Below are 22,179 nucleotides of genomic sequence, written 5' to 3' on the forward strand. Positions count from 1 at the left end.
AAAAACAGCAGTAAAAATCTCTGCAGGCTTGTAGCTCAGGTGGTTAGAGCGCACCCCTGATAAGGGTGAGGTCGGTGGTTCAAGTCCACTCAGGCCTACCAAATTTTCCCTGATACTGCGTTGCGGCAACGCTCACATACTGATGTATGTTTCGCGTTACCACGCCTTGTCTCAGGAAAAATTACCGGTACAGAGATTGCAAACGATGGGGCTATAGCTCAGCTGGGAGAGCGCCTGCTTTGCACGCAGGAGGTCTGCGGTTCGATCCCGCATAGCTCCACCATCTTTTACTGCGAACACAAGAAAACTTCAGAGTGAACCTGAAAAGGTGCACTGCGAAGTTTTGCTCTTTAAAAATCTGGATCAAGCTGAAAATTGAAACGACACACAGTTATGTGTGTTCGAGTCTCTCAAATTTTCGCAATCATGAAGTGAAACATCTTCGGGTTGTGAGGTTAAGCGACTAAGCGTACACGGTGGATGCCCTGGCAGTCAGAGGCGATGAAGGACGTGCTAATCTGCGAAAAGCGCCGGCGAGGTGATATGAACCCTTGACCCGGCGATGTCCGAATGGGGAAACCCGGTGCACTACGGTGCATCATCACAGCATGAATACATAGTGCTGTGAGGCGAACCGGGGGAACTGAAACATCTAAGTACCCCGAGGAAAAGAAATCAACCGAGATTCCCCCAGTAGCGGCGAGCGAACGGGGAGCAGCCCGGAGTCTGAATCAGTTTGTGTGTTAGTGGAACGGTCTGGAAAGTCCGACGGTACAGGGTGATAGTCCCGTACACGAAAATGCACATGCTGTGAACTCGAAGAGTAGGGCGGGACACGTGGTATCCTGTCTGAATATGGGGGGACCATCCTCCAAGGCTAAATACTCCTGACTGACCGATAGTGAACCAGTACCGTGAGGGAAAGGCGAAAAGAACCCCGGCGAGGGGAGTGAAAAAGAACCTGAAACCGTGTACGTACAAGCAGTGGGAGCCTCTTTATGGGGTGACTGCGTACCTTTTGTATAATGGGTCAGCGACTTATATTCTGTAGCAAGGTTAACCGAATAGGGGAGCCGCAGGGAAACCGAGTCTTAACTGGGCGTTAAGTTGCAGGGTATAGACCCGAAACCCGGTGATCTAGCCATGGGCAGGTTGAAGGTTGGGTAACACTAACTGGAGGACCGAACCGACTAATGTTGAAAAATTAGCGGATGACCTGTGGCTGGGGGTGAAAGGCCAATCAAACCGGGAGATAGCTGGTTCTCCCCGAAAGCTATTTAGGTAGCGCCTCGTGAACTCATCTCCGGGGGTAGAGCACTGTTTCGGCTAGGGGGCCATCCCGGCTTACCAACCCGATGCAAACTGCGAATACCGGAGAATGTTATCACGGGAGACACACGGCGGGTGCTAACGTCCGTCGTGAAGAGGGAAACAACCCAGACCGCCAGCTAAGGTCCCAAAGTCATGGTTAAGTGGGAAACGATGTGGGAAGGCACAGACAGCCAGGATGTTGGCTTAGAAGCAGCCATCATTTAAAGAAAGCGTAATAGCTCACTGGTCGAGTCGGCCTGCGCGGAAGATGTAACGGGGCTAAACCATGCACCGAAGCTGCGGCAGCGACACTATGTGTTGTTGGGTAGGGGAGCGTTCTGTAAGCCGTTGAAGGTGGCCTGTGAGGGTTGCTGGAGGTATCAGAAGTGCGAATGCTGACATAAGTAACGATAAAGCGGGTGAAAAGCCCGCTCGCCGGAAGACCAAGGGTTCCTGTCCAACGTTAATCGGGGCAGGGTGAGTCGACCCCTAAGGCGAGGCCGAAAGGCGTAGTCGATGGGAAACAGGTTAATATTCCTGTACTTGGTGTTACTGCGAAGGGGGGACGGAGAAGGCTATGTCGGCCGGGCGACGGTTGTCCCGGTTTAAGCATGTAGGCGGAGGTTCCAGGTAAATCCGGTACCTTTTAACGCTGAGGTGTGATGACGAGGCACTACGGTGCTGAAGTGACAAATGCCCTGCTTCCAGGAAAAGCCTCTAAGCATCAGGTAACACGAAATCGTACCCCAAACCGACACAGGTGGTCAGGTAGAGAATACCAAGGCGCTTGAGAGAACTCGGGTGAAGGAACTAGGCAAAATGGTGCCGTAACTTCGGGAGAAGGCACGCTGATATGTAGGTGAAGCCCCTGCGGGTGGAGCTGAAATCAGTCGAAGATACCAGCTGGCTGCAACTGTTTATTAAAAACACAGCACTGTGCAAACACGAAAGTGGACGTATACGGTGTGACGCCTGCCCGGTGCCGGAAGGTTAATTGATGGGGTTAGCGGCAACGCGAAGCTCTTGATCGAAGCCCCGGTAAACGGCGGCCGTAACTATAACGGTCCTAAGGTAGCGAAATTCCTTGTCGGGTAAGTTCCGACCTGCACGAATGGCGTAATGATGGCCAGGCTGTCTCCACCCGAGACTCAGTGAAATTGAACTCGCTGTGAAGATGCAGTGTACCCGCGGCAAGACGGAAAGACCCCGTGAACCTTTACTATAGCTTGACACTGAACACTGGTCCTTGATGTGTAGGATAGGTGGGAGGCTTTGAAGCGTGGACGCCAGTCTGCGTGGAGCCGCCCTTGAAATACCACCCTTTAATGGCTGGTGTTCTAACGTGGACCCGTAATCCGGGTTGCGGACAGTGTCTGGTGGGTAGTTTGACTGGGGCGGTCTCCTCCCAAAGAGTAACGGAGGAGCACGAAGGTCAGCTAATCCTGGTCGGACATCAGGAGGTTAGTGCAATGGCATAAGCTGGCTTGACTGCGAGCGTGACGGCGCGAGCAGGTGCGAAAGCAGGTCATAGTGATCCGGTGGTTCTGAATGGAAGGGCCATCGCTCAACGGATAAAAGGTACTCCGGGGATAACAGGCTGATACCGCCCAAGAGTTCATATCGACGGCGGTGTTTGGCACCTCGATGTCGGCTCATCACATCCTGGGGCTGAAGTAGGTCCCAAGGGTATGGCTGTTCGCCATTTAAAGTGGTACGCGAGCTGGGTTTAGAACGTCGTGAGACAGTTCGGTCCCTATCTGCCGTGGGCGCTGGAGAACTGAGGGGGGCTGCTCCTAGTACGAGAGGACCGGAGTGGACGCATCACTGGTGTTCGGGTTGTCATGCCAATGGCACTGCCCGGTAGCTAAATGCGGAAGAGATAAGTGCTGAAAGCATCTAAGCACGAAACTTGCCCCGAGATGAGTTCTCCCTGAGACTTTAAGTCTCCTGAAGGAACGTTGAAGACGACGACGTTGATAGGTCGGGTGTGTAAGCGCAGCGATGCGTTGAGCTAACCGATACTAATGAACCGTGAGGCTTAACCTTACAACGCCGAAGATGTTTTGGCGGTGAGAGACGATATTTTCAGCCTGATACAGATTAAACAGAATTTGCCTGGCGGCTTTAGCGCGGTGGTCCCACCTGACCCCATGCCGAACTCAGAAGTGAAACGCCGTAGCGCCGATGGTAGTGTGGGGTCTCCCCATGTGAGAGTAGGGAACTGCCAGGCATCAATTAAGAAGAACCCCGTACCGTAAGGTGCGGGGTTTTTTGCTTTGTGCGTGATAAAACATACCGGATGGCGGCTTCGCCTTATCCGGCCTACAAACCCTGTAGGCCTGGTAAGCGCAGCGCCACCGGGCACGCCAGGCCACACGATCTCACTGGAAAAAGAAGCAGGAATAAAAGAGAAGAGATTTATAAACGCAGAAAAGCAAAAACCCAGCCATAGGCTGGGTTCTTTAAATAGTGGTGCCCGGACTCGGAATCGAACCAAGGACACGGGGATTTTCAATCCCCTGCTCTACCGACTGAGCTATCCGGGCAACGGAGCGCATTAAACCGCAATCAGGCACGAGCGTCAACAATATTTCGGGAAAAGCTGTTCAACTGCTTAACTTTGCGGCAATCTGTCCGTTTGCGCAGCGAAATTGCACAAATCTTCCAGACAGTCCCGGTTCAACGCGGCAATGCTGATAGCACGAGGAGGACAGTATGGCGAACGACTGGCTTGAACTGCGTCAGCATGCAGATACAGGTATTGAAACCATTAAAGCGCACTTCGAAGGCCATGCCTACGATCCGCACTGGCATGATAGCTACCTGGCAGGCATCACTCTCTCGGGTACGCAGCAATTTCACTGTCGGCGTGAGCGTCATCGAAGCCACCCAGGTGATGCGTTTTTACTGGAGCCTGGGGAGATTCATGACGGCGATGCGCCGGTGGAAGGCGGGTTTACTTATCTGACTTTTTATCTTGATGAGAGGTGGCTGACCAATACGCTGCACGGGCTATATGAATCCACGCCTGGAAGCTATTCGCTCCATTTTGCCCAAACGCTGACACGTGAGCCGCAGCTGGTACGCTCTATTGGTGATACCTTTGCCACGTTGCATAACGACGAGATGAAAATTGTCCAGCAAAGCACGATGGATAATCTGCTTTCGCAGATCACTGCTCACTGCCACTGGCGCAAAAGAGTGCCGTCTCAGTTGCAAAGCGCTGCCGTGGCGCATCGTGCGCGGGATTATCTCTATGCCCATATGGGAGACAATGTTGGGTTGTCTGATCTTGCACGCGAGACGGGGACCGACCGTTTCACATTGACGCGCTGCTTTAAGCGCGAGTTTCATCTGGCACCGCATGCCTGGCTTATCCAGTTACGTCTGGCAAAGGCGCGGCAGTTACTGGCGCGAGGCGAACAGCCAGTTGATGTCGCGGCGGAGGTCGGCTTTGCCGATCAAAGTCATCTGGGACGCTGGTTCCAGCGTGCGTATCGTATGTCCCCGGCGCAGTACCGTCGCTTGTGCACAAACCTTCCAGACGTTTCCAGAAAATAGCGGCACATTGATGGCTCTAACAATAAAGGAGCCACCTGTGAGTCTGATGCCCTTCCTGCTGTTCGCGTTTGTCGCCTCGATAACACCCGGACCAACGAATATCCTCGTTCTTACCAACAGTCAGCACTATGGTGTGAAAAATACCGTGCCTGCTATTCTGGGCGGGTGTATTGCGGCCAGCGCGATTGTGCTGATCTCCGGGGCGGGGGCAGGCGAAGTGCTGCGCCAGTTTCCACTGGTACGTCAGGTGATGAGCTGGACGGGCGTGCTGTGGCTAAGCTGGATGAGCTGGCAACTGTTCAGTGCACCCGCCGCCCGTCTCTCCTCTGAAAGCCAGATACGATTCACTGCACAGGCAGCGGCATTGTTGCAGATCGTCAATCCTAAAACCTGGATGATGGCGCTGGCGGTCGTGAGCTTGTTTGCTCCCGCAAGCGATCATGCGCTACGGGATGTTGCGCTAATGGCACTGTGGTTCCTGGTTATCTCTATTGCGTGTCTGATGTGCTGGGCGTGGCTGGGGAAGGCGGTAAACCGGGTATTTCGCACCACCGTGGCGATGGTGCGATTTCAGCGTCTGATGGCGCTCTGCCTGTTCCTCTCCGCCTGGGCGGGGATACTGGTTTAAGTCAGCGCACCACCCATACGGCATTGTGCAAAGCGCAGAATGTCTTCCGCCAGACGGTGCGCCGTATCCACATCTGCCTGGCTACGGTTCACCAGCATGCGGCTCAGGCAGCCTTCCAGTACCAGCTCCATTTGTTTTGCCACCATCGCCGGATCGTCCACTTCCAGCGTGGTCAGCAGTTCATGGGTGAAGTCATGAGCAGCACGTTTTTGCTGATCCGCCAGCTGATGGATCGGATGCCCTGGGTCAGGGTAGAACGTACAGGCCGCAATAAACAGGCAGCCCGGATAGCGATTGTTGCTTACACATTCACTCAGGGCGGTATAGCGCGCCAGCAGCTTTTGCTCTGCTGTCAGCTCTTCATTCAACATCAACTGCCTGCGCCAGATATCAACCTGCTGGCTAAGATAGCGCAGGGCATCGTAAAGCAGCGCCTCTTTGTCGGGCCAGAAGCGTTTAAGCTCGTCCAGAGGGTAATCGATACGGTCGGCGACCATCTCAAGCGTGGTGCTGGCGATCCCTTGAATCTCAAGTAATTGCAGGGCTTGTCCCAGTACGTCTTCGCGTTGCACGGTTTTCTCCTCCGCTATTCCCACGGTTTCTCCCGTTTAAAGTGTTGTTTACGGTTGGCGATCGCGCAAATGTGCGCTGAATGCCGTTGCGTCCATAAACCCGGTTACACGCTGCATCGGTTGCTCTTCGCCTCGTTCATTGAAGAACAGAATAGTCGGCAGGCCGAGCACGTTAAGGTGCTTCAGTAGCGCTTTATCCTGCACATTATTTGCCGTGACGTTCGCCTGCAGCAGAACGGTCTCTTTCAGTGCGCTTTGTACCTGTGGATCGCTAAAGGTATATTTTTCAAACTCTTTGCAGGCCACACACCAGTCAGCATAGAGATCGAGCATTACCGGTTTGCCATTGGCCCGCGCCAGTGCGATGTTCAGTTCATCTACGTTCTTAACCTGTGTGAAGCTCAAATGCGACTGGGTTTGGGTGGCCGGTGTACCAAATGCCCAGTCCTGAAGCGGTCGCACACTCACCAGTGTGGCGGCGAGCATGAGGATTTGCACCAGACGCATCCACGGTTTTTTCGCCCCCAGGCTGACGATAAATGCCCAGCCGAAGAACGCAACACCGAGCATTGCCCACAGCCGCATGCCCCACACGTCACCAATGATGCGCTCCAGCAGGAACACCGGTAGCGCCAGAATGACAAAGCCAAACGCGGTTTTTACCGTCTCCATCCACGGGCCGCTCTTCGGCAGCAGTCGGTTGCCAAACACCGTCACCAGGATCAGCGGCAGACCCATGCCCAGCGCGTAGAGGTATAACGTACCGCCGCCGAGCCACATATTGCCGCTCTGGGCGATGTACAACAGGATGGCGCTGAGCGGGGCTGTGGTGCATGGCGAGCAAATTAACCCGGCAATCGCGCCCATCGCAAATACACCGCCTGCAGAGCCTCCCTGCTGACGGTTACTCAGCAGGGTTAAACGGGTTTGCAGGGAAGATGGCAACTGCAGCGTGAACAGGCCAAACATCGACAGGGCCAGCAGGATAAACACCGCCGACAGGCCAATGAGCACATAAGGGTGCTGGAGTGCTGCCTGAAACTGGAGTCCGGCCGCGGCGACCACCAGGCCAAGCGCGGTGTAGGTCAGCGCCATACCTTGCACATAGATGAAGGCCAGCAGCAGTGCGCGTGCGGTCGAGAGACGTTGCTTACCGCCAAGCACAATCCCGGAAATCAGCGGGTACATTGGCAGTACGCACGGCGTAAAGGCAATGCCGATGCCGATCAGTAAAGCCCAGAGTGCAGAGAAGGGAAGATCTGCGCGGTCTTCGCCTTTCTTCTCAGGAAGGGGAGGGGAAACAGCGGCGGCGTTGACTTCACTGAGCGGAACCACTTTCGTTTCCGGCGGATAGCAGAAGCCTGCATCGGCACAGCCCTGATACGTCACGGTCAGCGTCGCACCTTTACCGGCCTGAACCACCGTAACGGGAACGCTTAAGCGCTGGCGATAGATTTCGCTTTTGCCATAGAACTCGTCTTCGTGCCATTCGCCAGCGGGCATCTGCAGTGCGCCCACGTTAGCCTTTGCAGGCGTGATGCTCACCTGCTTGCGGTAGAGGTAATAACCCTCTTTCACCTGCCAGGTCAGGCTGAGATCGTGCTGATTTTGCTGAAAGTCGAAAACAAATGCCCGATCGGCAGGGATAAAATTCGAACGGCCGGGAGCATCAAATAACCCGGCAAATACTGACGTGCTGCACAGCAGCAGGATCAGCGTAAGGACGCGTTGAGCCATGAGAGATAATCGTTATCGCCGTGGACCACTGGCAGCACCAGCAGCTCTGGGGTTTGGTAAGGATGATGAGACTTGAGGCAATCGAGAAGAGCCTGCTGGTTCGCCAGATTGGTTTTGAGCAGCATCTGGACTTCGTACTCCTGCTCCAGCTTGCCTTCCCAGTAATAGAGGGAGGTCGCACCAGGGAGAAGTGTGACGCAGGCTGCCAGTTTGTCGGCCAGCACTTTGGCGGCGAGATCCTGGGCAGAGGCTTCATCCGGGGCGGTACACAGTACAACAACAGCATCAGGCGTGTTCACAAGTTGACCTCCTCATCACGAAAGTCTTCACTATATCACGCAAGGCGATTGCTCATTAATGAAACGGGCCGCAGAGCGGCCCGTTTTTAACTTTTTTTACCATCAGTAACCATTTACAGCACAACGCCACCGATGATAAAGCCGAGGATAACGCAAAGCGAAATCGCGACCACACCAGGGATCAGGAAGGCGTGGTTAAACACGTACTTACCGATGCGCGTTGAGCCGGTGTCATCCATTTCAACCGCTGCCAGCAGGGTTGGATAGGTTGGCAGAACGAACAATGCAGAAACCGCCGCGAAAGAGGCAATCGCCGTCAGTGGTGACACGCCCAGCATCAGTGCCGCAGGCATCAGCGCTTTGGTAGTCGCTGCCTGGGAGTAGAGCAGGGTGGCGGCAAAGAACAGCACCACCGCCAGCAGCCACGGGTAGTTGTGCAGCAGGTCGCCCGCAACGGTCTGGATATCGCTGATGTGTGCCTTCACGAAAGTGTCACCGAGCCATGCCACGCCCAGCACACACACGCAGGCGCTCATACCTGATTTAAAGGTGCTGGCGTTCAGCACTTCGCTGGTGTCGATTTTACAGGTAATGCTAATCAGCGTGGCGATGGTCAGCATGAATACCACGATCGCTTCGTTACGCGGCAGAACCGGGTTCTGGATCAGGCCCACGGTGTCACTGATGGCGGTTGCGTAGAACATCACTGCGACAATGCCGATCAGGAACAGCACCACAGAGCGTTTCGCGTGTGGTTTCAGCTCAAAGACCTGGCTACCGCGCAGCTTCACTTCGCCTTTCGCCAGACGCTCCTGGTAAACCGGATCGTCTTTCAGTTCTGCGCCGAGGAAGTTACACAGCACAGCGGTTATCATCACGGCAATCAGGGTGACCGGAATACAGATCGCCAGCAGCGTCAGATAGCTCACGCCCATCGGCTCAAGAATTCCCGCGAAGAAAACCACGGCGGCAGAAATTGGCGAGGCAGTAATCGCAATCTGTGACGCTACGACGGCAATGGAGAGCGGACGGGACGGGCGAATGCCCTGCTCTTTTGCCACTTCGGTAATCACCGGCAGCGTGGAGAAGGCGGTGTGGCCAGTACCGGCAAGAATGGTCATAAACCATGTCACCAGCGGAGCAAGGAAGGTGATGTATTTTGGATGGCGGCGCAGCATCCGCTCCGCCAGGCTCACCAGGTAGTCCATACCGCCTGCGACCTGCATGGCCGCGATAGCAGCAATAACTGCCATGATGATTTCGATGACGTCAAACGGGATTGCGCCGGGTTTAATCTGAAAGATAAGGGTAAGAACGAGCACCCCGAGGCCACCGGCAAAACCGATGCCAATCCCTCCGAGTCTTGCTCCCAGGTAAATCGCCAACAAGACGATGACGAGTTCTGCTCCAAACATAAGTGCCTACCTTGTTTATTAACAAGTTGATATTGAAATGTTGTGTAATTGGTAATGCTTAAAAAGAAAAAAGGCACGTCACAAGTGACGTGCCTTTCGGAAGCCTAGCCTGAACGGTTACTGTTCGCTTTCATCGGTATATCGTTTCGCTTTATATGCCGGGTGCATCAGATTTTGCGCCGAGAAGATATCGTCCAGTTCGGCTTCAGTCAACAGCCCGCGCTCCAGAACGACTTCACGTACGCTTTTACCGGTTTCGGCACAAATCTTACCGACGATGTCGCCGTTATGGTGGCCGATGAACGGGTTGAGGTAGGTAACAATCCCAATGGAGTTGAACACATAGCCTTCACACACGGATTTGTTCGCAGTGATACCGTTAATACATTTTTCCAGCAGGTTGTAGCAGGCATTGGTCAGGATGTGGATAGACTCAAACATCGCCTGGCCAATCACTGGCTCCATCACGTTCAGCTGCAGCTGACCGGCTTCAGAGGCCATGGTCACGGTGGTGTCGTTACCGATGACTTTGAAGCAAACCTGGTTCACCACTTCTGGTACAACCGGGTTCACTTTGGCTGGCATGATGGACGAACCGGCCTGCAATTCTGGCAGGTTGATTTCGTTCAGGCCAGCGCGCGGGCCGGAAGAGAGCAGGCGCAGGTCGTTACAGATTTTAGACAGTTTCACCGCCAGACGTTTCAGGGCGCTGTGTACCATGACGTACGCGCCGCAGTCAGACGTTGCTTCAATCAGGTCTTCTGCAGGCACTACCGGCAGATTAGAAACTTCAGCTAGCTTCTGTACCGCCAGTTGCTGGTAGCCGTCTGGGGTGTTCAGGCGTGTACCGATGGCGGTTGCGCCGAGGTTCACTTCCAGTAACAGTTCAGACGTGCGCAGCAGGTTTTTGGTTTCTTCATTCAGCAGCACGTTAAACGCGTGGAACTCCTGACCGAGGGTCATTGGAACCGCGTCCTGCAATTGGGTACGACCCATTTTCAGAATGTCCTGGAACTCAACCGCTTTACGCTGGAAGCCATCGCCCAGTTGATTGATCGCATCGACCAGTTTCACCACCGAGGCGTATACCGCAATGCGGAAGCCGGTAGGGTAGGCGTCGTTAGTGGACTGGCATTTATTAACGTGGTCGTTCGGGTTGAGGTACTGGTATTCACCTTTTTGATGACCCATCAGCTCCAGGCCGATGTTTGCCAGCACTTCGTTGGTATTCATGTTGACGGAAGTACCCGCGCCGCCCTGATAGACGTCAATCGGGAACTGATCCATGCATTTGCCGTTGTTCAGCACTTCATCGCAGGCGGCGATAATCGCATTTGCAGCGCTTTTGGGGATGGTCTGCAGCTCTTTATTTGCCATTGCTGCCGCTTTCTTAACCATAACCATGCCACGTACAAATTCAGGGATGTCGCTGATTTTGCTGTTGCTGATGTAGAAGTTTTCAATCGCTCTCAGAGTGTGAATACCATAGTAGGCATCCGCTGGAACTTCCCTGGTACCCAACAAATCTTCTTCGATACGAATGTTGTTTAACATGTGAACCTTCTTTTCAAGCTGCCGATGGATTGTACTAAACACACAGTATATATGTGGTTTTGAATATTTTCTGACCGACGATTATTCCCTCAATCAGCCAGATGTTCGAGATCATATGCTGATGATAGCGAATTGCCGTAATCTGGATCACTTATTATCGTCCCGATCCCATGATAATTATTAATCTGTGAAATGAGTCACCGCTTTAATATTTCCGAAAAAAATATCCGTGCAAACCGATTGAATTTTGGCTAACCGTCACCATCTCTTACAGACGCGCTTCGCGAACACATTCAGACAGGGGCCCTATGGCACCTGCCACACAGGAGATGCCAGTGCGCTGGATACCGTTTATTGCTTTCTTTCTCTATGTTTACATTGAGATTTCCATTTTCATCCAGGTTGCTCATGTGCTGGGCGTCCTGCTGACGCTGATTCTGGTGATTTTCACCTCCGTCATCGGCATGTCGCTGGTGCGTAATCAGGGTTTCAAAAACTTCTTGTTAATGCAGCAGAAGATGGCCGCAGGCGAAAGCCCGGCAGCCGAGATGATCAAAAGCGTATCGCTGATTATTGCGGGCCTGCTGCTTATTCTGCCGGGCTTCTTCACCGACTTCCTCGGCCTTTTACTGCTTTTGCCGCCGGTGCAAAAACATCTGACCATGAAGCTGTTGCCGCATTTGCGCTTTAGCCGTATGCCGGGCGGAGGCTTCAGTACAGGGCCAGGCGATACCTTCGACGGGGAGTATCAGCGCAAGGATGAACAGCGCGACCGTTTAGATCATAAAGACGATCGGTGATTTTTTTGCCCGGTGGCGCTTCGCTTACCGGGCCTACGAATTTTGCCGCTTCGGTAAAAATACCCACAGCCCCGCCAGCATGACAATGGCATACAAACTCTTCCATCCCACCATCGCCAGCAACAGTAAGCAAAGTACACCCCCGACGACCGCCAGTGCTTTATAGCGTCCTTTGAGCAAACGACAGCCCGCCAGCATGCAGAGCAGGTAGATCATGATGAAAATGCCATTGGCGTAGACGATCAACGCATCGAGATTGATATTCAATGCATAAATGCATAGCGAACTCAGAACGCAGCAACCCAGCACGGCATTCAGCGCATTCAGCGGCAGCTGACGTTTGGATAACCGCGCGAGGCGGCTCTCAGGTTTGTAGCGCGCCTGCGACCACACCAGCCGGGCGAAGCTCTGGATATAAATGTTGAGGCTGGCAAAGCAGGCGAGGTAGCCGATGACGCAGGCGACCCACAGCGCCTTCACACCGAACAATTCAACCACGATGCCCGGCAGCGAGGCGGCAGCGGCTTTATCCGCGCCGAACGCGTTAAAGTGTAATACCAGTACGGTACAGGCCCAGTAGACCGAGCCGGCCAACAGCAGGCCAATCATCAGGGCGCGCGGAAAATCCCGCTCGGGTTGCTTAAACTCCGACGCCAGATGGGCAAAGGCTTCCAGACCGACAAAGCACCAGAACATCACTGAAAGCGCGGCAAACAGTTGTGAATGGTCGACTTCCGTCAATACCGGGAATGGGATTTCCGCCACGGTGATATCACCCGCCCACCAGATAGCGGCAATGAGTGCGACGATCAGCACCGCGACCAGCGTTTGCAGGTTGGCGCTGGAGCTTGCTCCCCGTGAGCCCACCCACCAGACAATCGCCAGCGTACCCAGCTCCGCAAGCAGCAGTTGTTCGTTATGCCAGCCAAACAGCGCCTGCCCAAAGCCGGTCGCGATGTGTAACGCTGCAGGCAGGCCAACCGGGATAACGGAGAGAAACAGCCAGCCGGTGACGCGCTCAAGACGCGGGCCAAACGCCATCCCGACAAAATGCGCCACACCGCCCGCGCTGGGAAAATGCCGTCCGAGGATGGCGAAGACAATTGCCACCGGGAACACCAGTACAATCAGCACCGGCCACGCCCACAAACTGTTATTTCCGGCCACCAGTGCCGCCAGTGCGGGAACCGCGAAGACACCCGTGCCTAGCAAGGAAGTTGAGAGTAAGCCAACGCCCTGTGCCAGCCCCAACTCCTGTTTGAGTCCACTCATTGACATCGTCCTGCCACCACCTAAAGAGAGGCGATGGTAACACTTTCGCAAATTTTTTTTCGACTCCCCCTTGAAGGGGGAAAAAGCTATCCCCATCTCTCAGGGCACTAGTCGGAAAACCGCGTGCGGACCGGCGTCATCCATAACTGATAATGACTTTCTCAAAGGAGAGCTATCAATGAGTATTCGTCCGTTACATGATCGTGTGATCGTCAAACGTAAAGAAGTTGAAACCAAGTCTGCTGGCGGCATCGTTCTGACCGGTTCTGCAGCAGCAAAATCAACGCGTGGCGAAATCATCGCTGTCGGTAAGGGCCGCATCCTGGAAAACGGAACTGTGCAGCCACTGGACGTTAAAGTTGGTGACATCGTAATTTTCAACGATGGCTACGGCGTGAAATCCGAGAAGATCGACAATGAAGAAGTGTTGATCATGTCCGAGAGCGACATTCTGGCAATTGTTGAAGCGTAATTTACGCACGAAACTGTACGAATTTGAGGAAATAAGAACATGGCAGCTAAAGACGTAAAATTCGGTAACGACGCTCGTGTAAAAATGCTCCGCGGCGTAAACGTACTGGCAGACGCAGTGAAAGTCACTCTGGGCCCGAAAGGCCGTAACGTAGTGCTGGATAAATCCTTCGGCGCGCCAACCATCACTAAAGATGGTGTTTCTGTTGCACGTGAAATCGAGCTGGAAGACAAGTTCGAAAACATGGGCGCGCAGATGGTGAAAGAAGTGGCCTCTAAAGCGAACGACGCTGCAGGCGACGGCACCACCACCGCAACCGTACTGGCGCAGGCGATCATCACCGAAGGGCTGAAAGCCGTTGCTGCGGGTATGAACCCAATGGATCTGAAACGTGGTATCGACAAAGCTGTCGCCTCCGCTGTTGAAGAACTGAAAGCGCTGTCCGTACCGTGCTCTGACTCTAAAGCCATTGCTCAGGTAGGTACCATCTCCGCTAACTCCGACGAAACCGTAGGTAAACTGATCGCGGAAGCGATGGACAAAGTTGGTAAAGAAGGCGTGATCACCGTTGAAGACGGTACCGGTCTGGAAGACGAACTGGACGTGGTTGAAGGTATGCAGTTCGACCGCGGTTACCTGTCCCCATACTTCATCAACAAGCCAGAGACTGGCGCTGTTGAGCTGGAAAGCCCGTTCATCCTGCTGGCTGACAAAAAAATCTCCAACATCCGCGAAATGCTGCCAGTGCTGGAAGCCGTTGCGAAAGCAGGTAAACCGCTGGTTATCATCGCTGAAGACGTTGAAGGCGAAGCGCTGGCGACCCTGGTGGTTAACACCATGCGTGGCATCGTGAAAGTGGCTGCGGTTAAAGCACCTGGCTTCGGCGATCGCCGTAAAGCGATGCTGCAGGATATCGCTACCCTGACCGGCGGTACCGTGATCTCTGAAGAGATCGGTATGGAGCTGGAAAAAGCGACCCTGGAAGACCTGGGCCAGGCGAAACGCGTTGTGATCAACAAAGACACCACCACCATCATCGACGGTGTGGGTGAAGAAGCCGCTATTCAGGGCCGTGTTGGTCAGATCCGTAAGCAGATCGAAGAAGCAACATCCGATTACGACCGTGAAAAACTGCAGGAGCGCGTAGCGAAACTGGCAGGCGGTGTTGCGGTAATCAAAGTCGGTGCGGCTACCGAAGTTGAAATGAAAGAGAAAAAAGCACGCATTGACGATGCCCTGCACGCGACCCGTGCTGCGGTAGAAGAAGGCGTAGTTGCGGGTGGTGGTGTCGCGCTGGTGCGTGTTGCCGCTAAACTGGCTGGCCTGACCGCTCAGAACGAAGACCAGAATGTGGGTATCAAAGTTGCGCTGCGCGCGATGGAAGCCCCTCTGCGTCAGATCGTTTCTAACGCCGGTGAAGAGCCATCTGTTGTTGCGAACAACGTGAAAGCGGGCGAAGGTAACTACGGTTACAACGCTGCAACTGAAGAATACGGCAACATGATCGACTTCGGTATCCTGGACCCAACGAAAGTGACTCGTTCTGCTCTGCAGTACGCGGCATCTGTTGCTGGTCTGATGATCACTACCGAGTGCATGGTGACCGACCTGCCTAAAGGCGACGCGCCTGACTTAGGTGCTGCTGGCATGGGCGGCATGGGTGGTATGGGCGGCATGATGTAATCATGTTGTTCTGACCCCTTCAGAACGGAAACCCCAGGCAGCGATGCCTGGGGTTTTTTATTGCCTGTCCCACTATTCAAAGGTGCCTTTGACGCATACGGTGCCTTCGCGCACCATCTGGCGGCCTTTGGCCCAGACCTCACGAATCTTCAGTTCATCCGTCAGCACCAGAAAATCGGCATCGCAACCGGGTATGAGCTGGCCCTTATGCGCCAGTCCGAGAAACTCCGCCACGTTGCGGGTGAACGGGAGAAGCGCCTCCTCAAGCGGCAGATGATACTCTTTGACCAACCGTTGCAGCGTCTCCGGCAGGGACTCGAAACCCGCAACGCCAATGCCCACCAGATTGCCGTTGGTGTCAAAATTCGGCTGGCTGCCGTTACCGTCTGAGCTGAGAGTGAGCCGGTTAAACGGCACCTGTGCTTCACGGGCCGTCACGATGGCGCTGGCTGCATCAATAGGTTCGCTGATGCTGGTGGTGATATCGATATAGCCCCCTTCGCGGGCATAGTTCAGGGCGGCGAGGAACAGTGCGTGGGCGCGGTTAACGTGCGTCGGCAGCAGCTTCGTCCGGGGAACATCGGCGTTATTCAGGATGTTAAACAGCGGCTCCAGCAGTTTTGGACTGTTGCCGAGATGGAAAACCGATATCCCAGCTTTGCCACCTAATAGCCCGCCCACGCGGGACTGTGCCGCCATGTTAGCGAGCTGATCATTACCCGGAGCAGAAGAACGATGGTCGGACACTGCGCACTTTACGCCAATGATCTTATCAATCAGAGCCACATCTCTCTCAATGCTGCCGGTAATGGTTGGCGAGGGAAGCCCGTAGGCACCCGTCAACATCCATGCGCTGATCCCTTCATGCTCAAGCGCCCGCGTTTTTGCCAGCAGCGATTCGGGATGACGCGTCACGCCGTCAGTACCCAGTAAGCCGACAACGGAGGTGATACCCGCCGCCACGAGCGCGGACAACCGCACCTCCGGAGTACGGGTATGCGGACCCGCTTCACCGCCGCCGCCGATAAGATGGACATGCTGATCGATAAATCCAGGGCAAACCACCGCCCCGGCAAGATCGCTTTCCGGGCAGTCCGGCCACGCTTTAACGTGGCCCGTTTTTTCAATCGCCACGATTTTTCCCGCGGCGATCAGCAGATCGCAACGCCCGCGATTCTCCGGGGCGTAAAGTTGTGCATTGCGGAAAAGATGGGGGGTGAGCACTGAAAAATCCATTTTATGTCCTCAGAAGAGTAGCTGCATCACCCACATAGAAAGCAGGGCGTTAATGACGCAGAGGGTAATAATGTGCGGATAATACTTAGGGTTCACGCCTGCGGTGCCCAGACAACGGCCCGTGTTTTGCACCGGATTGCCCATCAGGTAGATTGCGGGCAGCAGGATGGTGGCATCGTGGCCGTTAAGTGTGCCAGCGGCGACCAGGCTGGCGCAGACGCCCACACCGCCGCCCATGCTCATCACCGAGGCCAGTAACACCGTCGCTGCCGCGCCCGGAAGTCCCCACAGCGCCATGATCGGTTCACAGATCTTACCGACAATATCCAGCAGGCCGGTAACTTTAAGCGCCTGAATGATGACAAATGCCATGACCACGTTCGGGAGCAGGCTGGTGGTGGCGATGGTAAAGCCGCGACGAGCACCCTCAATAAACAGATCCATAATATTTTTACGCGGTTGGGCGATCATTTTTTTCCTCCTTTACGGGTTGCCCTTCCATGTGGGCGATCCACAGGCGAAGGACGTTAGCGCCAACAAATTTAAACACCAGAATCACGGCCAGTGGTGTAATCACCGGCACTGTAATGAAGGTGAAGAGTGCGGCACCGGAAGAAAAATAGTTGGTAATGATGGCACTACCGCTGGTCTGAAAGGTCGCGAAAATGGCGCGCTCCTGGTCGGTAATTGCGCCTTCGTCGGTCAGCTCTTTTGTCATCCCAGCCGCAGCGTCGGTGTTTTGCAGGTTGGCGATCAGCGCCAGGGAGCATATTCCCGGCACGCCAAGCAGCGGGCGTAAAATGGGCGTCATAAGCTGTTGTGCCGCACGTAACCCACCTAATCCCTCGGTCACAGCGATAATACCGAGCGATAAAATGACCGAAGGAGCCAGTTCAAGGGCAAATAAGAACCCGTCTTTTGCCCCTGTGCCACCCTCACCGCGAAACGTCAGCGCACCGTTCACCGGGCCAAAGCTGCCGTTTAGGACGGTAAAGTCCAGTACCCGCCACCATTCGGTACTTTTGGCGAAAAAACCTGAGAAAAAGACAATGGTAAGCACGAACGCCAGATAGCCCACCCATGTCACTTTTTCCTCTCCTGAGGATGATGTACTCATGAAGCCCCCTTTTTAGTTGCGTACAAAAGTTGTACGTCGCACCACTAAAAACGATTAAGGGCAAAAACACGATATCCCTAAGGGTAATATCAGAATTCATTTAGGATGTCGGAGGAGTGCAGGGCGGAACCTGGCTCGCAGAAATGTCCTGGGGTTTTTCTTTTGGTCATCTTTTAGGTATAAGATTTACACACGGACAACTACAGTCCAGCTTATTGAAAACGAGGAATAACATGCGCGTAAAAGTCTGTGCAGGGATCGTAGGGGCGGCATTGCTGCTGGCGGGTTGCAGCTCCAGTAACGAGCTGTCGGCAGCGGGCCAGGGTGTTCGCTTTGTAGAAGATAAGCCGGGCAGTGAATGCCAGCTGTTAGGCTCGGCAACCGGTGAGCAGAGCAACTGGATGTCGGGTCAGCACGGTGAGGAGGGCGGCTCTATGCGCGGCGCGGCGAATGCCCTGCGTAACCAGGCTGCGGCAATGGGCGGCAATGTGATTTACGGTGTGAGCAGCCCAACGCAGGGGATGCTGTCCAGCTTCGTGCCAACGGCCAGCCAGATGAGCGGCCAGGTCTATAAGTGCCCGAACTAATGTAAGTTGCTGATGGCGCTGCGTCTGCCTCTTGTAGGGCAGGTAAGCGTAGCGCCATCTGCCTTTTTAGTGTTGCCGCAGTTGCAAATCCAGCGGCGTCTTGCTCGGCTCACCGCCAATCTCGCGCGCCAGCTTCGGCACCATATAGCCTGAAACCAGCGTTAACAGTTCGCGCATAATCTGCCGGGCTTCTTCATCTGTCACCATGAAATGTGCCGCACCCTGAACGCGATCCAGCACGTGCAGGTAATAGGGCATCACGCCCGCATCAAACAATGCGTTGCTCAGGTCCGCCAGCACGCGGGCGCTATCATTCACGCCACGCAGCAGTACGCTCTGGTTCAGCAGCGTCACGCCTGCCTTACGCAGACGCGCCATTGCCGCACGGAACGCCTCATCGATTTCATTCGCGTGGTTGATATGGTTCACCAGCAGCACCTGCAAACGAGACTGCTCAAATCGTGATACGAGCCCGTCAGTGATCCGCGCCGGAATGACTATCGGTAAACGGCTATGAATGCGCAGACGCTTAATGTGCGGGATGGCTTCAAGCTGGGTTAGCAGCCAGTCCAGCTCATGATCTTTTGCCATCAGCGGGTCACCGCCGGAAAAAATAATCTCATCCAGCTCCGGATGTGCCGCGATGTAGTCCAGCGCCACCTGCCAGTTACGCTTATTTCCCTGATTTTCGGCATACGGGAAGTGTCGGCGGAAGCAATAGCGGCAATTGACCGCGCAGCCGCCTTTAACCAGCAGCAGGGCGCGGTTCAGGTACTTGTGCAGTAGTCCCGGCACCACGCTGTTCTGCTCTTCCAGCGGATCGGTGCTGTAACCTGGCGCAGTAATAAATTCATCACGCGAGGTAAGCGTCTGTTTTAATAAGGGATCGTTAGGGTTACCTTTCTCCATCCGGGCAACAAACGCGCGGGGAACGCGCAGGGCAAAAAGGCGCTTTGCCTCGCGGCCTGCAAGCAACTCTTGATGCTGTTCGAGGTCTAAAAGACGCAGCAATTCATCAGGACTGGTGATTACATCGGCAAGTTGCGATAACCAATCTTCTCTGGACGGGGTATTTAGGGTTACAATATGCGCCATTTTGTGGCTTAGCTACCAGTTAACAAATTTAGAGGGCCTTATGGCAACGTACTATAGCAACGATTTTCGTGCTGGTCTTAAAATCATGATGGACGGCGAACCGTATGCGGTTGAAGCCAGCGAATTCGTTAAACCAGGTAAAGGCCAGGCATTTGCGCGCGTTAAGCTGCGTCGCCTGCTGACTGGTACTCGTGTTGAGAAAACCTTCAAGTCTACTGACTCCGCTGAAGGCGCTGATGTTGTCGATATGAACCTGACTTACCTGTACAACGACGGTGAGTTCTGGCACTTCATGAACAACGAAACGTTCGAACAACTGTCTGCTGACGCTAAAGCAATTGGCGATAGCGGCAAATGGCTGCTGGATCAGGCTGAGTGCATCGTGACTCTGTGGAACGGCCAGCCTATCGCTGTGACTCCACCGAACTTCGTAGAACTGGAAATCATCGAAACCGATCCAGGTCTGAAAGGTGATACCGCAGGTACTGGCGGCAAACCAGCAACCCTGTCTACCGGTGCAGTGGTTAAAGTTCCACTGTTCGTTCAGATCGGTGAAGTGATCAAAGTGGATACCCGCTCCGGCGAATACGTATCCCGCGTGAAGTAATTCATGTAAATGATGAACGGCGCAGCGCCCGCTGCGCCTGATTTTGGCAGGCAGGGATGATGAAACGTACCGTTAAAATTCTGCTTTTACTCGTGCTGTCCGGCGCGTGCCTTTCCGGATGCAATACTGCGCGTGGCGTGGGTGAAGATATCCAGGATCTCGGCCATATCATTTCGCACGCGGCCAGCTAATCTCCTCTAATTTTCCTAAAAATGCTTCCTTTTCCGTCAAACGTCGGGATCTTGTCTATTCTTAAGTTGCTATACACAAAACAACTTTGGCTATAAAAGGAAGATATTATGGTTAAGAAAACAATTGCAGCGATCTTTTCTGTTCTGGTGCTCTCTTCAGTGCTGACTGCATGTAATACCACTCGTGGCGTGGGGGAAGATATCTCCGACGGTGGTAACGCTATTTCTGGCGCAGCGACGAAAGCGCAGAACTAATGACGCATGGACGGTACGGCGCGTAAATTTCACCGTACCGTCAATTCTCCACTTCCTGCAGAGATAAAAACGGGGAGAAGCGCGTATCCATATGCAGTTTCATACGGATATTTCGTTTGTAGGTATAGACCGTTTTCCCGTTGATGCTCAGATGGCTGGCAATCTTCTGGTTGCTCGCGCCGTCCATCCATAAATTCAGCACCTTCTCCTCCTGCCGGGTGAGCAAGGGGGCAGCAGCCTGCGGTATTTCAACGCTTGCACATGATGTAAGCGCATCATTAATGACGCCCGCCAGCGCCTCAAGGTCAGTTTTTTTTAACAGAGAAGACCAGACCGGGAACTGCGCCAGATAGTCTGACATGTCCTGTGCTTCCCCCGACTGCAGCAGAATAAAAGGCAATGTTTCACTGGCAATCAACAGTGATGAGAGCTGCTGGAAATGGTGAATATCTTGTCGGAAACCGTGTAAGTCAGCGATGACCAGCGTCGGTTTCCATTGCAGAATATGCTCTCTGGCGAGAAAAAGGTTATTCAGCCCGGTCACAACGAAGTGACCAGGGAACAGACCAGAATGATTGAGCCATGCTTCAAATCCCGCACGGGTGAAGTGACAACGGTCAATCAAAAGAATTTTGAACATAATAGATTCGCAGTCGGCTAGAGGTTTGGCTTCCTGCCATCAGAAAGCACACCATCATAGGGAAGTCGGATGAGCGATAAATGCCTGAACTACGCGGCATACTGAGGCTATTTCTTGCCTTAACGCGTTCAGCACAAAAGGATTGAAAAAAAATCGCACGCTAACCAAAATATGACGCGTGATCTCTGCCTTGCGGGACGACCCGTAAGCGCTTCTTTCATCGGGGACGGCCCCAACTTGCATTTAAGTTAAGGAGCCTGCTATGTCCTGGATTGTTCTATTTATTGCCGGTCTGCTCGAAGTGGTATGGGCAATTGGTCTGAAGTATACCCACGGTTTTACCCGCCTGACGCCCAGTGTCATTACCATTACGGCGATGATTGTGAGTATCGTCCTGTTGTCATGGGCGATGCGTTCCCTGCCCGTGGGGACAGCGTATGCCGTCTGGACGGGAATTGGCGCGGTGGGTGCAGCGATTACGGGCATTTTGTTGCTGGGAGAGTCAGCGAGCCTGGCGCGTATCGCCAGCCTCGCGTTAATTGTGGCGGGGATTATTGGGTTGAAGCTCAGTACGCATTAATGCGGTTGTTCAACCCAGATTAATTTTGACACATCAAACCCCTGACGGGTCGCCACGTCCAGCATTTGCTGTTTCATTTCGGGTGAAATGGTCGGCGTGCGGGAGAGAATCCACAGATAGTTGCGATTCGGCCCACAGACCAGCGCGTGGCGATACTCCCGGTCCAGGGCAATGACGTTATAACCGCCATAGAACGGGCCAAAAAACGAGACTTTCAGTGCGGCCCTGCTCGGGTTGCCGGTAAAGTACGCTTTACCCGTTGACTGCTGCCACATCTCACGATCAGGGTTATAGCCACGATTGATGACCTGAATACCACCGTCATCCATCGAGCTGTAATTTGCTGTGACTTTCTCTAAACCCCGTTCGAACCGATGGTCCAGGCGGGCGATCTCATACCATGTTCCGAGGAAGCGTTGGGCGTCGAAATGACTGACGACGGTCACGCCAGGAGGCGGGGTAGGGGAACTGCAGGCCACCACTAAAAACGCGGCTGTCACTGCGGCGATAACAGGCAGAATGCGCATAGGTGTTTCCTTACTGTTTTTTGTTAAGTGTAGATGACAG

Annotated in this window: 22 protein-coding genes, 3 tRNA genes and 2 rRNA genes; 14 read left to right on the forward strand and 13 right to left on the reverse strand. The window is 54.0% G+C overall.

Going from position 1 to position 22,179, the window contains the following annotated elements; translation table 11 throughout:
- Positions 1-24: 24 nt before the first annotated feature.
- The 4 genes from EoCCA6_RS13980 (at position 25) to rrf (ending at position 3,541) form a co-directional block, all read left to right on the forward strand.
- Positions 25-101 (forward strand) — tRNA-Ile (locus EoCCA6_RS13980).
- 106 nt (positions 102-207) lie between these two features.
- Positions 208-283, forward strand: a tRNA-Ala gene (locus EoCCA6_RS13985).
- Between the two features lie 170 nt (positions 284-453).
- Positions 454-3,357: ribosomal RNA gene (locus tag EoCCA6_RS13990) — 23S ribosomal RNA — on the forward strand.
- 68 nt (positions 3,358-3,425) lie between these two features.
- Positions 3,426-3,541: ribosomal RNA gene (gene rrf / locus EoCCA6_RS13995) — 5S ribosomal RNA — on the forward strand.
- A gap of 240 nt (positions 3,542-3,781) precedes the next feature.
- Here the strand turns inward: rrf and EoCCA6_RS14000 are convergent.
- Positions 3,782-3,857, reverse strand: a tRNA-Phe gene (locus EoCCA6_RS14000).
- 169 nt (positions 3,858-4,026) lie between these two features.
- Here EoCCA6_RS14000 and EoCCA6_RS14005 point away from each other — a divergent pair.
- Entirely contained in the window at positions 4,027-4,872 is an 846-nt protein-coding gene (locus EoCCA6_RS14005; RefSeq protein ID WP_152083159.1) for an AraC family transcriptional regulator, read from the forward strand.
- 37 nt (positions 4,873-4,909) lie between these two features.
- Entirely contained in the window at positions 4,910-5,500 is a 591-nt protein-coding gene (locus tag EoCCA6_RS14010) for a LysE family translocator (protein ID WP_152083160.1), read from the forward strand.
- Here the strand turns inward: EoCCA6_RS14010 and EoCCA6_RS14015 are convergent.
- The 5 genes from EoCCA6_RS14015 to aspA all read right to left on the reverse strand — a co-directional run bounded on the left by EoCCA6_RS14015 (position 5,497) and on the right by aspA (position 11,077).
- A complete protein-coding gene (locus EoCCA6_RS14015) occupies positions 5,497-6,072 on the reverse strand; it encodes a transcriptional regulator (protein ID WP_152083161.1) in 576 nt (191 codons plus the stop codon). The genes EoCCA6_RS14010 and EoCCA6_RS14015 overlap by 4 nt on opposite strands.
- 48 nt (positions 6,073-6,120) lie before the next feature.
- Positions 6,121-7,809, reverse strand: a complete 1,689-nt coding sequence (locus EoCCA6_RS14020; protein WP_152083162.1) for a protein-disulfide reductase DsbD — start codon at positions 7,807-7,809, stop codon at positions 6,121-6,123.
- On the reverse strand, positions 7,785-8,108 hold the full coding sequence (cutA, locus tag EoCCA6_RS14025) for a divalent cation tolerance protein CutA (protein ID WP_152083163.1): 324 nt from the start codon (positions 8,106-8,108) through the stop codon (positions 7,785-7,787). Before cutA ends, EoCCA6_RS14020 begins: the two co-directional genes overlap by 25 nt.
- A gap of 113 nt (positions 8,109-8,221) precedes the next feature.
- Positions 8,222-9,523 (reverse strand): anaerobic C4-dicarboxylate transporter, encoded by a 1,302-nt coding sequence (locus EoCCA6_RS14030; RefSeq protein WP_152083164.1) that lies wholly within the window; start codon positions 9,521-9,523, stop codon positions 8,222-8,224.
- 117 nt (positions 9,524-9,640) lie between these two features.
- Positions 9,641-11,077, reverse strand: coding sequence for an aspartate ammonia-lyase (gene aspA, locus EoCCA6_RS14035; RefSeq protein WP_152083165.1), 1,437 nt, complete (start codon positions 11,075-11,077; stop codon positions 9,641-9,643).
- Positions 11,078-11,412: 335 nt separating this feature from the next.
- Between aspA and EoCCA6_RS14040 the strand changes: the two genes are divergently transcribed.
- Positions 11,413-11,877, forward strand: a complete 465-nt coding sequence (locus EoCCA6_RS14040; RefSeq protein ID WP_168927642.1) for an FxsA family protein — start codon at positions 11,413-11,415, stop codon at positions 11,875-11,877.
- 33 nt (positions 11,878-11,910) lie between these two features.
- Here the strand turns inward: EoCCA6_RS14040 and yjeH are convergent, their stop codons facing one another.
- On the reverse strand, positions 11,911-13,149 hold the full coding sequence (gene yjeH / locus EoCCA6_RS14045) for an L-methionine/branched-chain amino acid transporter (RefSeq protein ID WP_152083167.1): 1,239 nt from the start codon (positions 13,147-13,149) through the stop codon (positions 11,911-11,913).
- 178 nt (positions 13,150-13,327) lie between these two features.
- On the opposite strand from yjeH, the gene EoCCA6_RS14050 reads away from it, so the two are divergent.
- Together EoCCA6_RS14050 and groL are read left to right on the forward strand one after the other, a co-directional pair.
- Entirely contained in the window at positions 13,328-13,621 is a 294-nt protein-coding gene (locus tag EoCCA6_RS14050; protein WP_003855929.1) for a co-chaperone GroES, read from the forward strand.
- Between the two features lie 39 nt (positions 13,622-13,660).
- Positions 13,661-15,304, forward strand: a complete 1,644-nt coding sequence (gene groL, locus EoCCA6_RS14055) for a chaperonin GroEL (RefSeq protein WP_152083168.1) — start codon at positions 13,661-13,663, stop codon at positions 15,302-15,304.
- A 72-nt stretch (positions 15,305-15,376) separates the two neighbouring features.
- Here groL and iadA read toward each other — a convergent pair whose 3' ends face one another.
- The 3 genes from iadA to EoCCA6_RS14070 are packed head-to-tail and all read right to left on the reverse strand — an operon-like array spanning position 15,377 to position 17,657.
- Complete coding sequence (gene iadA, locus EoCCA6_RS14060; RefSeq protein WP_152083169.1) at positions 15,377-16,540, reverse strand: beta-aspartyl-peptidase; 1,164 nt, start codon at positions 16,538-16,540, stop codon at positions 15,377-15,379.
- 9 nt (positions 16,541-16,549) lie between these two features.
- Positions 16,550-17,011 (reverse strand): YjiG family protein, encoded by a 462-nt coding sequence (locus EoCCA6_RS14065; RefSeq protein ID WP_152083170.1) that lies wholly within the window; start codon positions 17,009-17,011, stop codon positions 16,550-16,552.
- Positions 16,992-17,657, reverse strand: coding sequence for a nucleoside recognition domain-containing protein (locus EoCCA6_RS14070; protein ID WP_152083171.1), 666 nt, complete (start codon positions 17,655-17,657; stop codon positions 16,992-16,994). Before EoCCA6_RS14070 ends, EoCCA6_RS14065 begins: the two co-directional genes overlap by 20 nt.
- 233 nt (positions 17,658-17,890) lie before the next feature.
- On the opposite strand from EoCCA6_RS14070, the gene EoCCA6_RS14075 reads away from it, so the two are divergent.
- Positions 17,891-18,244 (forward strand): DUF4156 domain-containing protein, encoded by a 354-nt coding sequence (locus EoCCA6_RS14075; protein ID WP_152083172.1) that lies wholly within the window; start codon positions 17,891-17,893, stop codon positions 18,242-18,244.
- Between the two features lie 66 nt (positions 18,245-18,310).
- Here EoCCA6_RS14075 and epmB read toward each other — a convergent pair whose 3' ends face one another.
- Entirely contained in the window at positions 18,311-19,339 is a 1,029-nt protein-coding gene (gene epmB / locus EoCCA6_RS14080) for an EF-P beta-lysylation protein EpmB (protein WP_152083173.1), read from the reverse strand.
- 40 nt (positions 19,340-19,379) lie between these two features.
- Between epmB and efp the strand changes: the two genes are divergently transcribed.
- The 3 genes from efp to ecnB all read left to right on the forward strand — a co-directional run bounded on the left by efp (position 19,380) and on the right by ecnB (position 20,392).
- Positions 19,380-19,946 (forward strand): elongation factor P, encoded by a 567-nt coding sequence (gene efp / locus EoCCA6_RS14085; RefSeq protein WP_152083174.1) that lies wholly within the window; start codon positions 19,380-19,382, stop codon positions 19,944-19,946.
- 59 nt (positions 19,947-20,005) lie between these two features.
- On the forward strand, positions 20,006-20,137 hold the full coding sequence (locus EoCCA6_RS14090; RefSeq protein ID WP_152083175.1) for an entericidin A/B family lipoprotein: 132 nt from the start codon (positions 20,006-20,008) through the stop codon (positions 20,135-20,137).
- Positions 20,138-20,245: 108 nt separating this feature from the next.
- Entirely contained in the window at positions 20,246-20,392 is a 147-nt protein-coding gene (ecnB, locus tag EoCCA6_RS14095) for a lipoprotein toxin entericidin B (protein WP_003855942.1), read from the forward strand.
- 40 nt (positions 20,393-20,432) lie between these two features.
- Here the strand turns inward: ecnB and EoCCA6_RS14100 are convergent, their stop codons facing one another.
- A complete protein-coding gene (locus EoCCA6_RS14100) occupies positions 20,433-21,032 on the reverse strand; it encodes a helix-turn-helix transcriptional regulator (RefSeq protein ID WP_152083176.1) in 600 nt (199 codons plus the stop codon).
- Between the two features lie 262 nt (positions 21,033-21,294).
- Here EoCCA6_RS14100 and sugE point away from each other — a divergent pair, with 262 nt between their 5' ends.
- Positions 21,295-21,612, forward strand: a complete 318-nt coding sequence (sugE, locus tag EoCCA6_RS14105; RefSeq protein WP_152083177.1) for a quaternary ammonium compound efflux SMR transporter SugE — start codon at positions 21,295-21,297, stop codon at positions 21,610-21,612.
- On the opposite strand, the gene EoCCA6_RS14110 is transcribed toward sugE, so the two are convergent.
- Complete coding sequence (locus tag EoCCA6_RS14110; protein ID WP_152083178.1) at positions 21,609-22,139, reverse strand: lipocalin family protein; 531 nt, start codon at positions 22,137-22,139, stop codon at positions 21,609-21,611. The two genes, sugE and EoCCA6_RS14110, sit on opposite strands and share 4 nt — an antisense overlap.
- Between the last annotated feature and the right edge of the window lie 40 nt (positions 22,140-22,179).

Origin of the sequence: Enterobacter oligotrophicus (assembly GCF_009176645.1) — a bacterium.
Lineage (GTDB): Bacteria > Pseudomonadota > Gammaproteobacteria > Enterobacterales > Enterobacteriaceae > Enterobacter > Enterobacter oligotrophicus.

What these genes read in the sequence shown, in the direction of transcription:
- EoCCA6_RS14005 (WP_152083159.1), top strand. Translation starts at nt 4,027, where the DNA reads ATGGCGAACGACTGGCTTGAACTGCGTCAGCATGCAGATACAGGTATT.
- EoCCA6_RS14020 (WP_152083162.1), bottom strand. Translation starts at nt 7,809, where the DNA reads ATGGCTCAACGCGTCCTTACGCTGATCCTGCTGCTGTGCAGCACGTCA.
- EoCCA6_RS14030 (WP_152083164.1), bottom strand. Translation starts at nt 9,523, where the DNA reads ATGTTTGGAGCAGAACTCGTCATCGTCTTGTTGGCGATTTACCTGGGA.
- aspA (WP_152083165.1), bottom strand. Translation starts at nt 11,077, where the DNA reads ATGTTAAACAACATTCGTATCGAAGAAGATTTGTTGGGTACCAGGGAA.
- yjeH (WP_152083167.1), bottom strand. Translation starts at nt 13,149, where the DNA reads ATGAGTGGACTCAAACAGGAGTTGGGGCTGGCACAGGGCGTTGGCTTA.
- EoCCA6_RS14050 (WP_003855929.1), top strand. Translation starts at nt 13,328, where the DNA reads ATGAGTATTCGTCCGTTACATGATCGTGTGATCGTCAAACGTAAAGAA.
- groL (WP_152083168.1), top strand. Translation starts at nt 13,661, where the DNA reads ATGGCAGCTAAAGACGTAAAATTCGGTAACGACGCTCGTGTAAAAATG.
- iadA (WP_152083169.1), bottom strand. Translation starts at nt 16,540, where the DNA reads ATGGATTTTTCAGTGCTCACCCCCCATCTTTTCCGCAATGCACAACTT.
- EoCCA6_RS14065 (WP_152083170.1), bottom strand. Translation starts at nt 17,011, where the DNA reads ATGATCGCCCAACCGCGTAAAAATATTATGGATCTGTTTATTGAGGGT.
- EoCCA6_RS14070 (WP_152083171.1), bottom strand. Translation starts at nt 17,657, where the DNA reads ATGAGTACATCATCCTCAGGAGAGGAAAAAGTGACATGGGTGGGCTAT.
- EoCCA6_RS14075 (WP_152083172.1), top strand. Translation starts at nt 17,891, where the DNA reads ATGCGCGTAAAAGTCTGTGCAGGGATCGTAGGGGCGGCATTGCTGCTG.
- epmB (WP_152083173.1), bottom strand. Translation starts at nt 19,339, where the DNA reads ATGGCGCATATTGTAACCCTAAATACCCCGTCCAGAGAAGATTGGTTA.
- efp (WP_152083174.1), top strand. Translation starts at nt 19,380, where the DNA reads ATGGCAACGTACTATAGCAACGATTTTCGTGCTGGTCTTAAAATCATG.
- EoCCA6_RS14090 (WP_152083175.1), top strand. Translation starts at nt 20,006, where the DNA reads ATGAAACGTACCGTTAAAATTCTGCTTTTACTCGTGCTGTCCGGCGCG.
- ecnB (WP_003855942.1), top strand. Translation starts at nt 20,246, where the DNA reads ATGGTTAAGAAAACAATTGCAGCGATCTTTTCTGTTCTGGTGCTCTCT.
- EoCCA6_RS14100 (WP_152083176.1), bottom strand. Translation starts at nt 21,032, where the DNA reads ATGTTCAAAATTCTTTTGATTGACCGTTGTCACTTCACCCGTGCGGGA.
- sugE (WP_152083177.1), top strand. Translation starts at nt 21,295, where the DNA reads ATGTCCTGGATTGTTCTATTTATTGCCGGTCTGCTCGAAGTGGTATGG.
- EoCCA6_RS14110 (WP_152083178.1), bottom strand. Translation starts at nt 22,139, where the DNA reads ATGCGCATTCTGCCTGTTATCGCCGCAGTGACAGCCGCGTTTTTAGTG.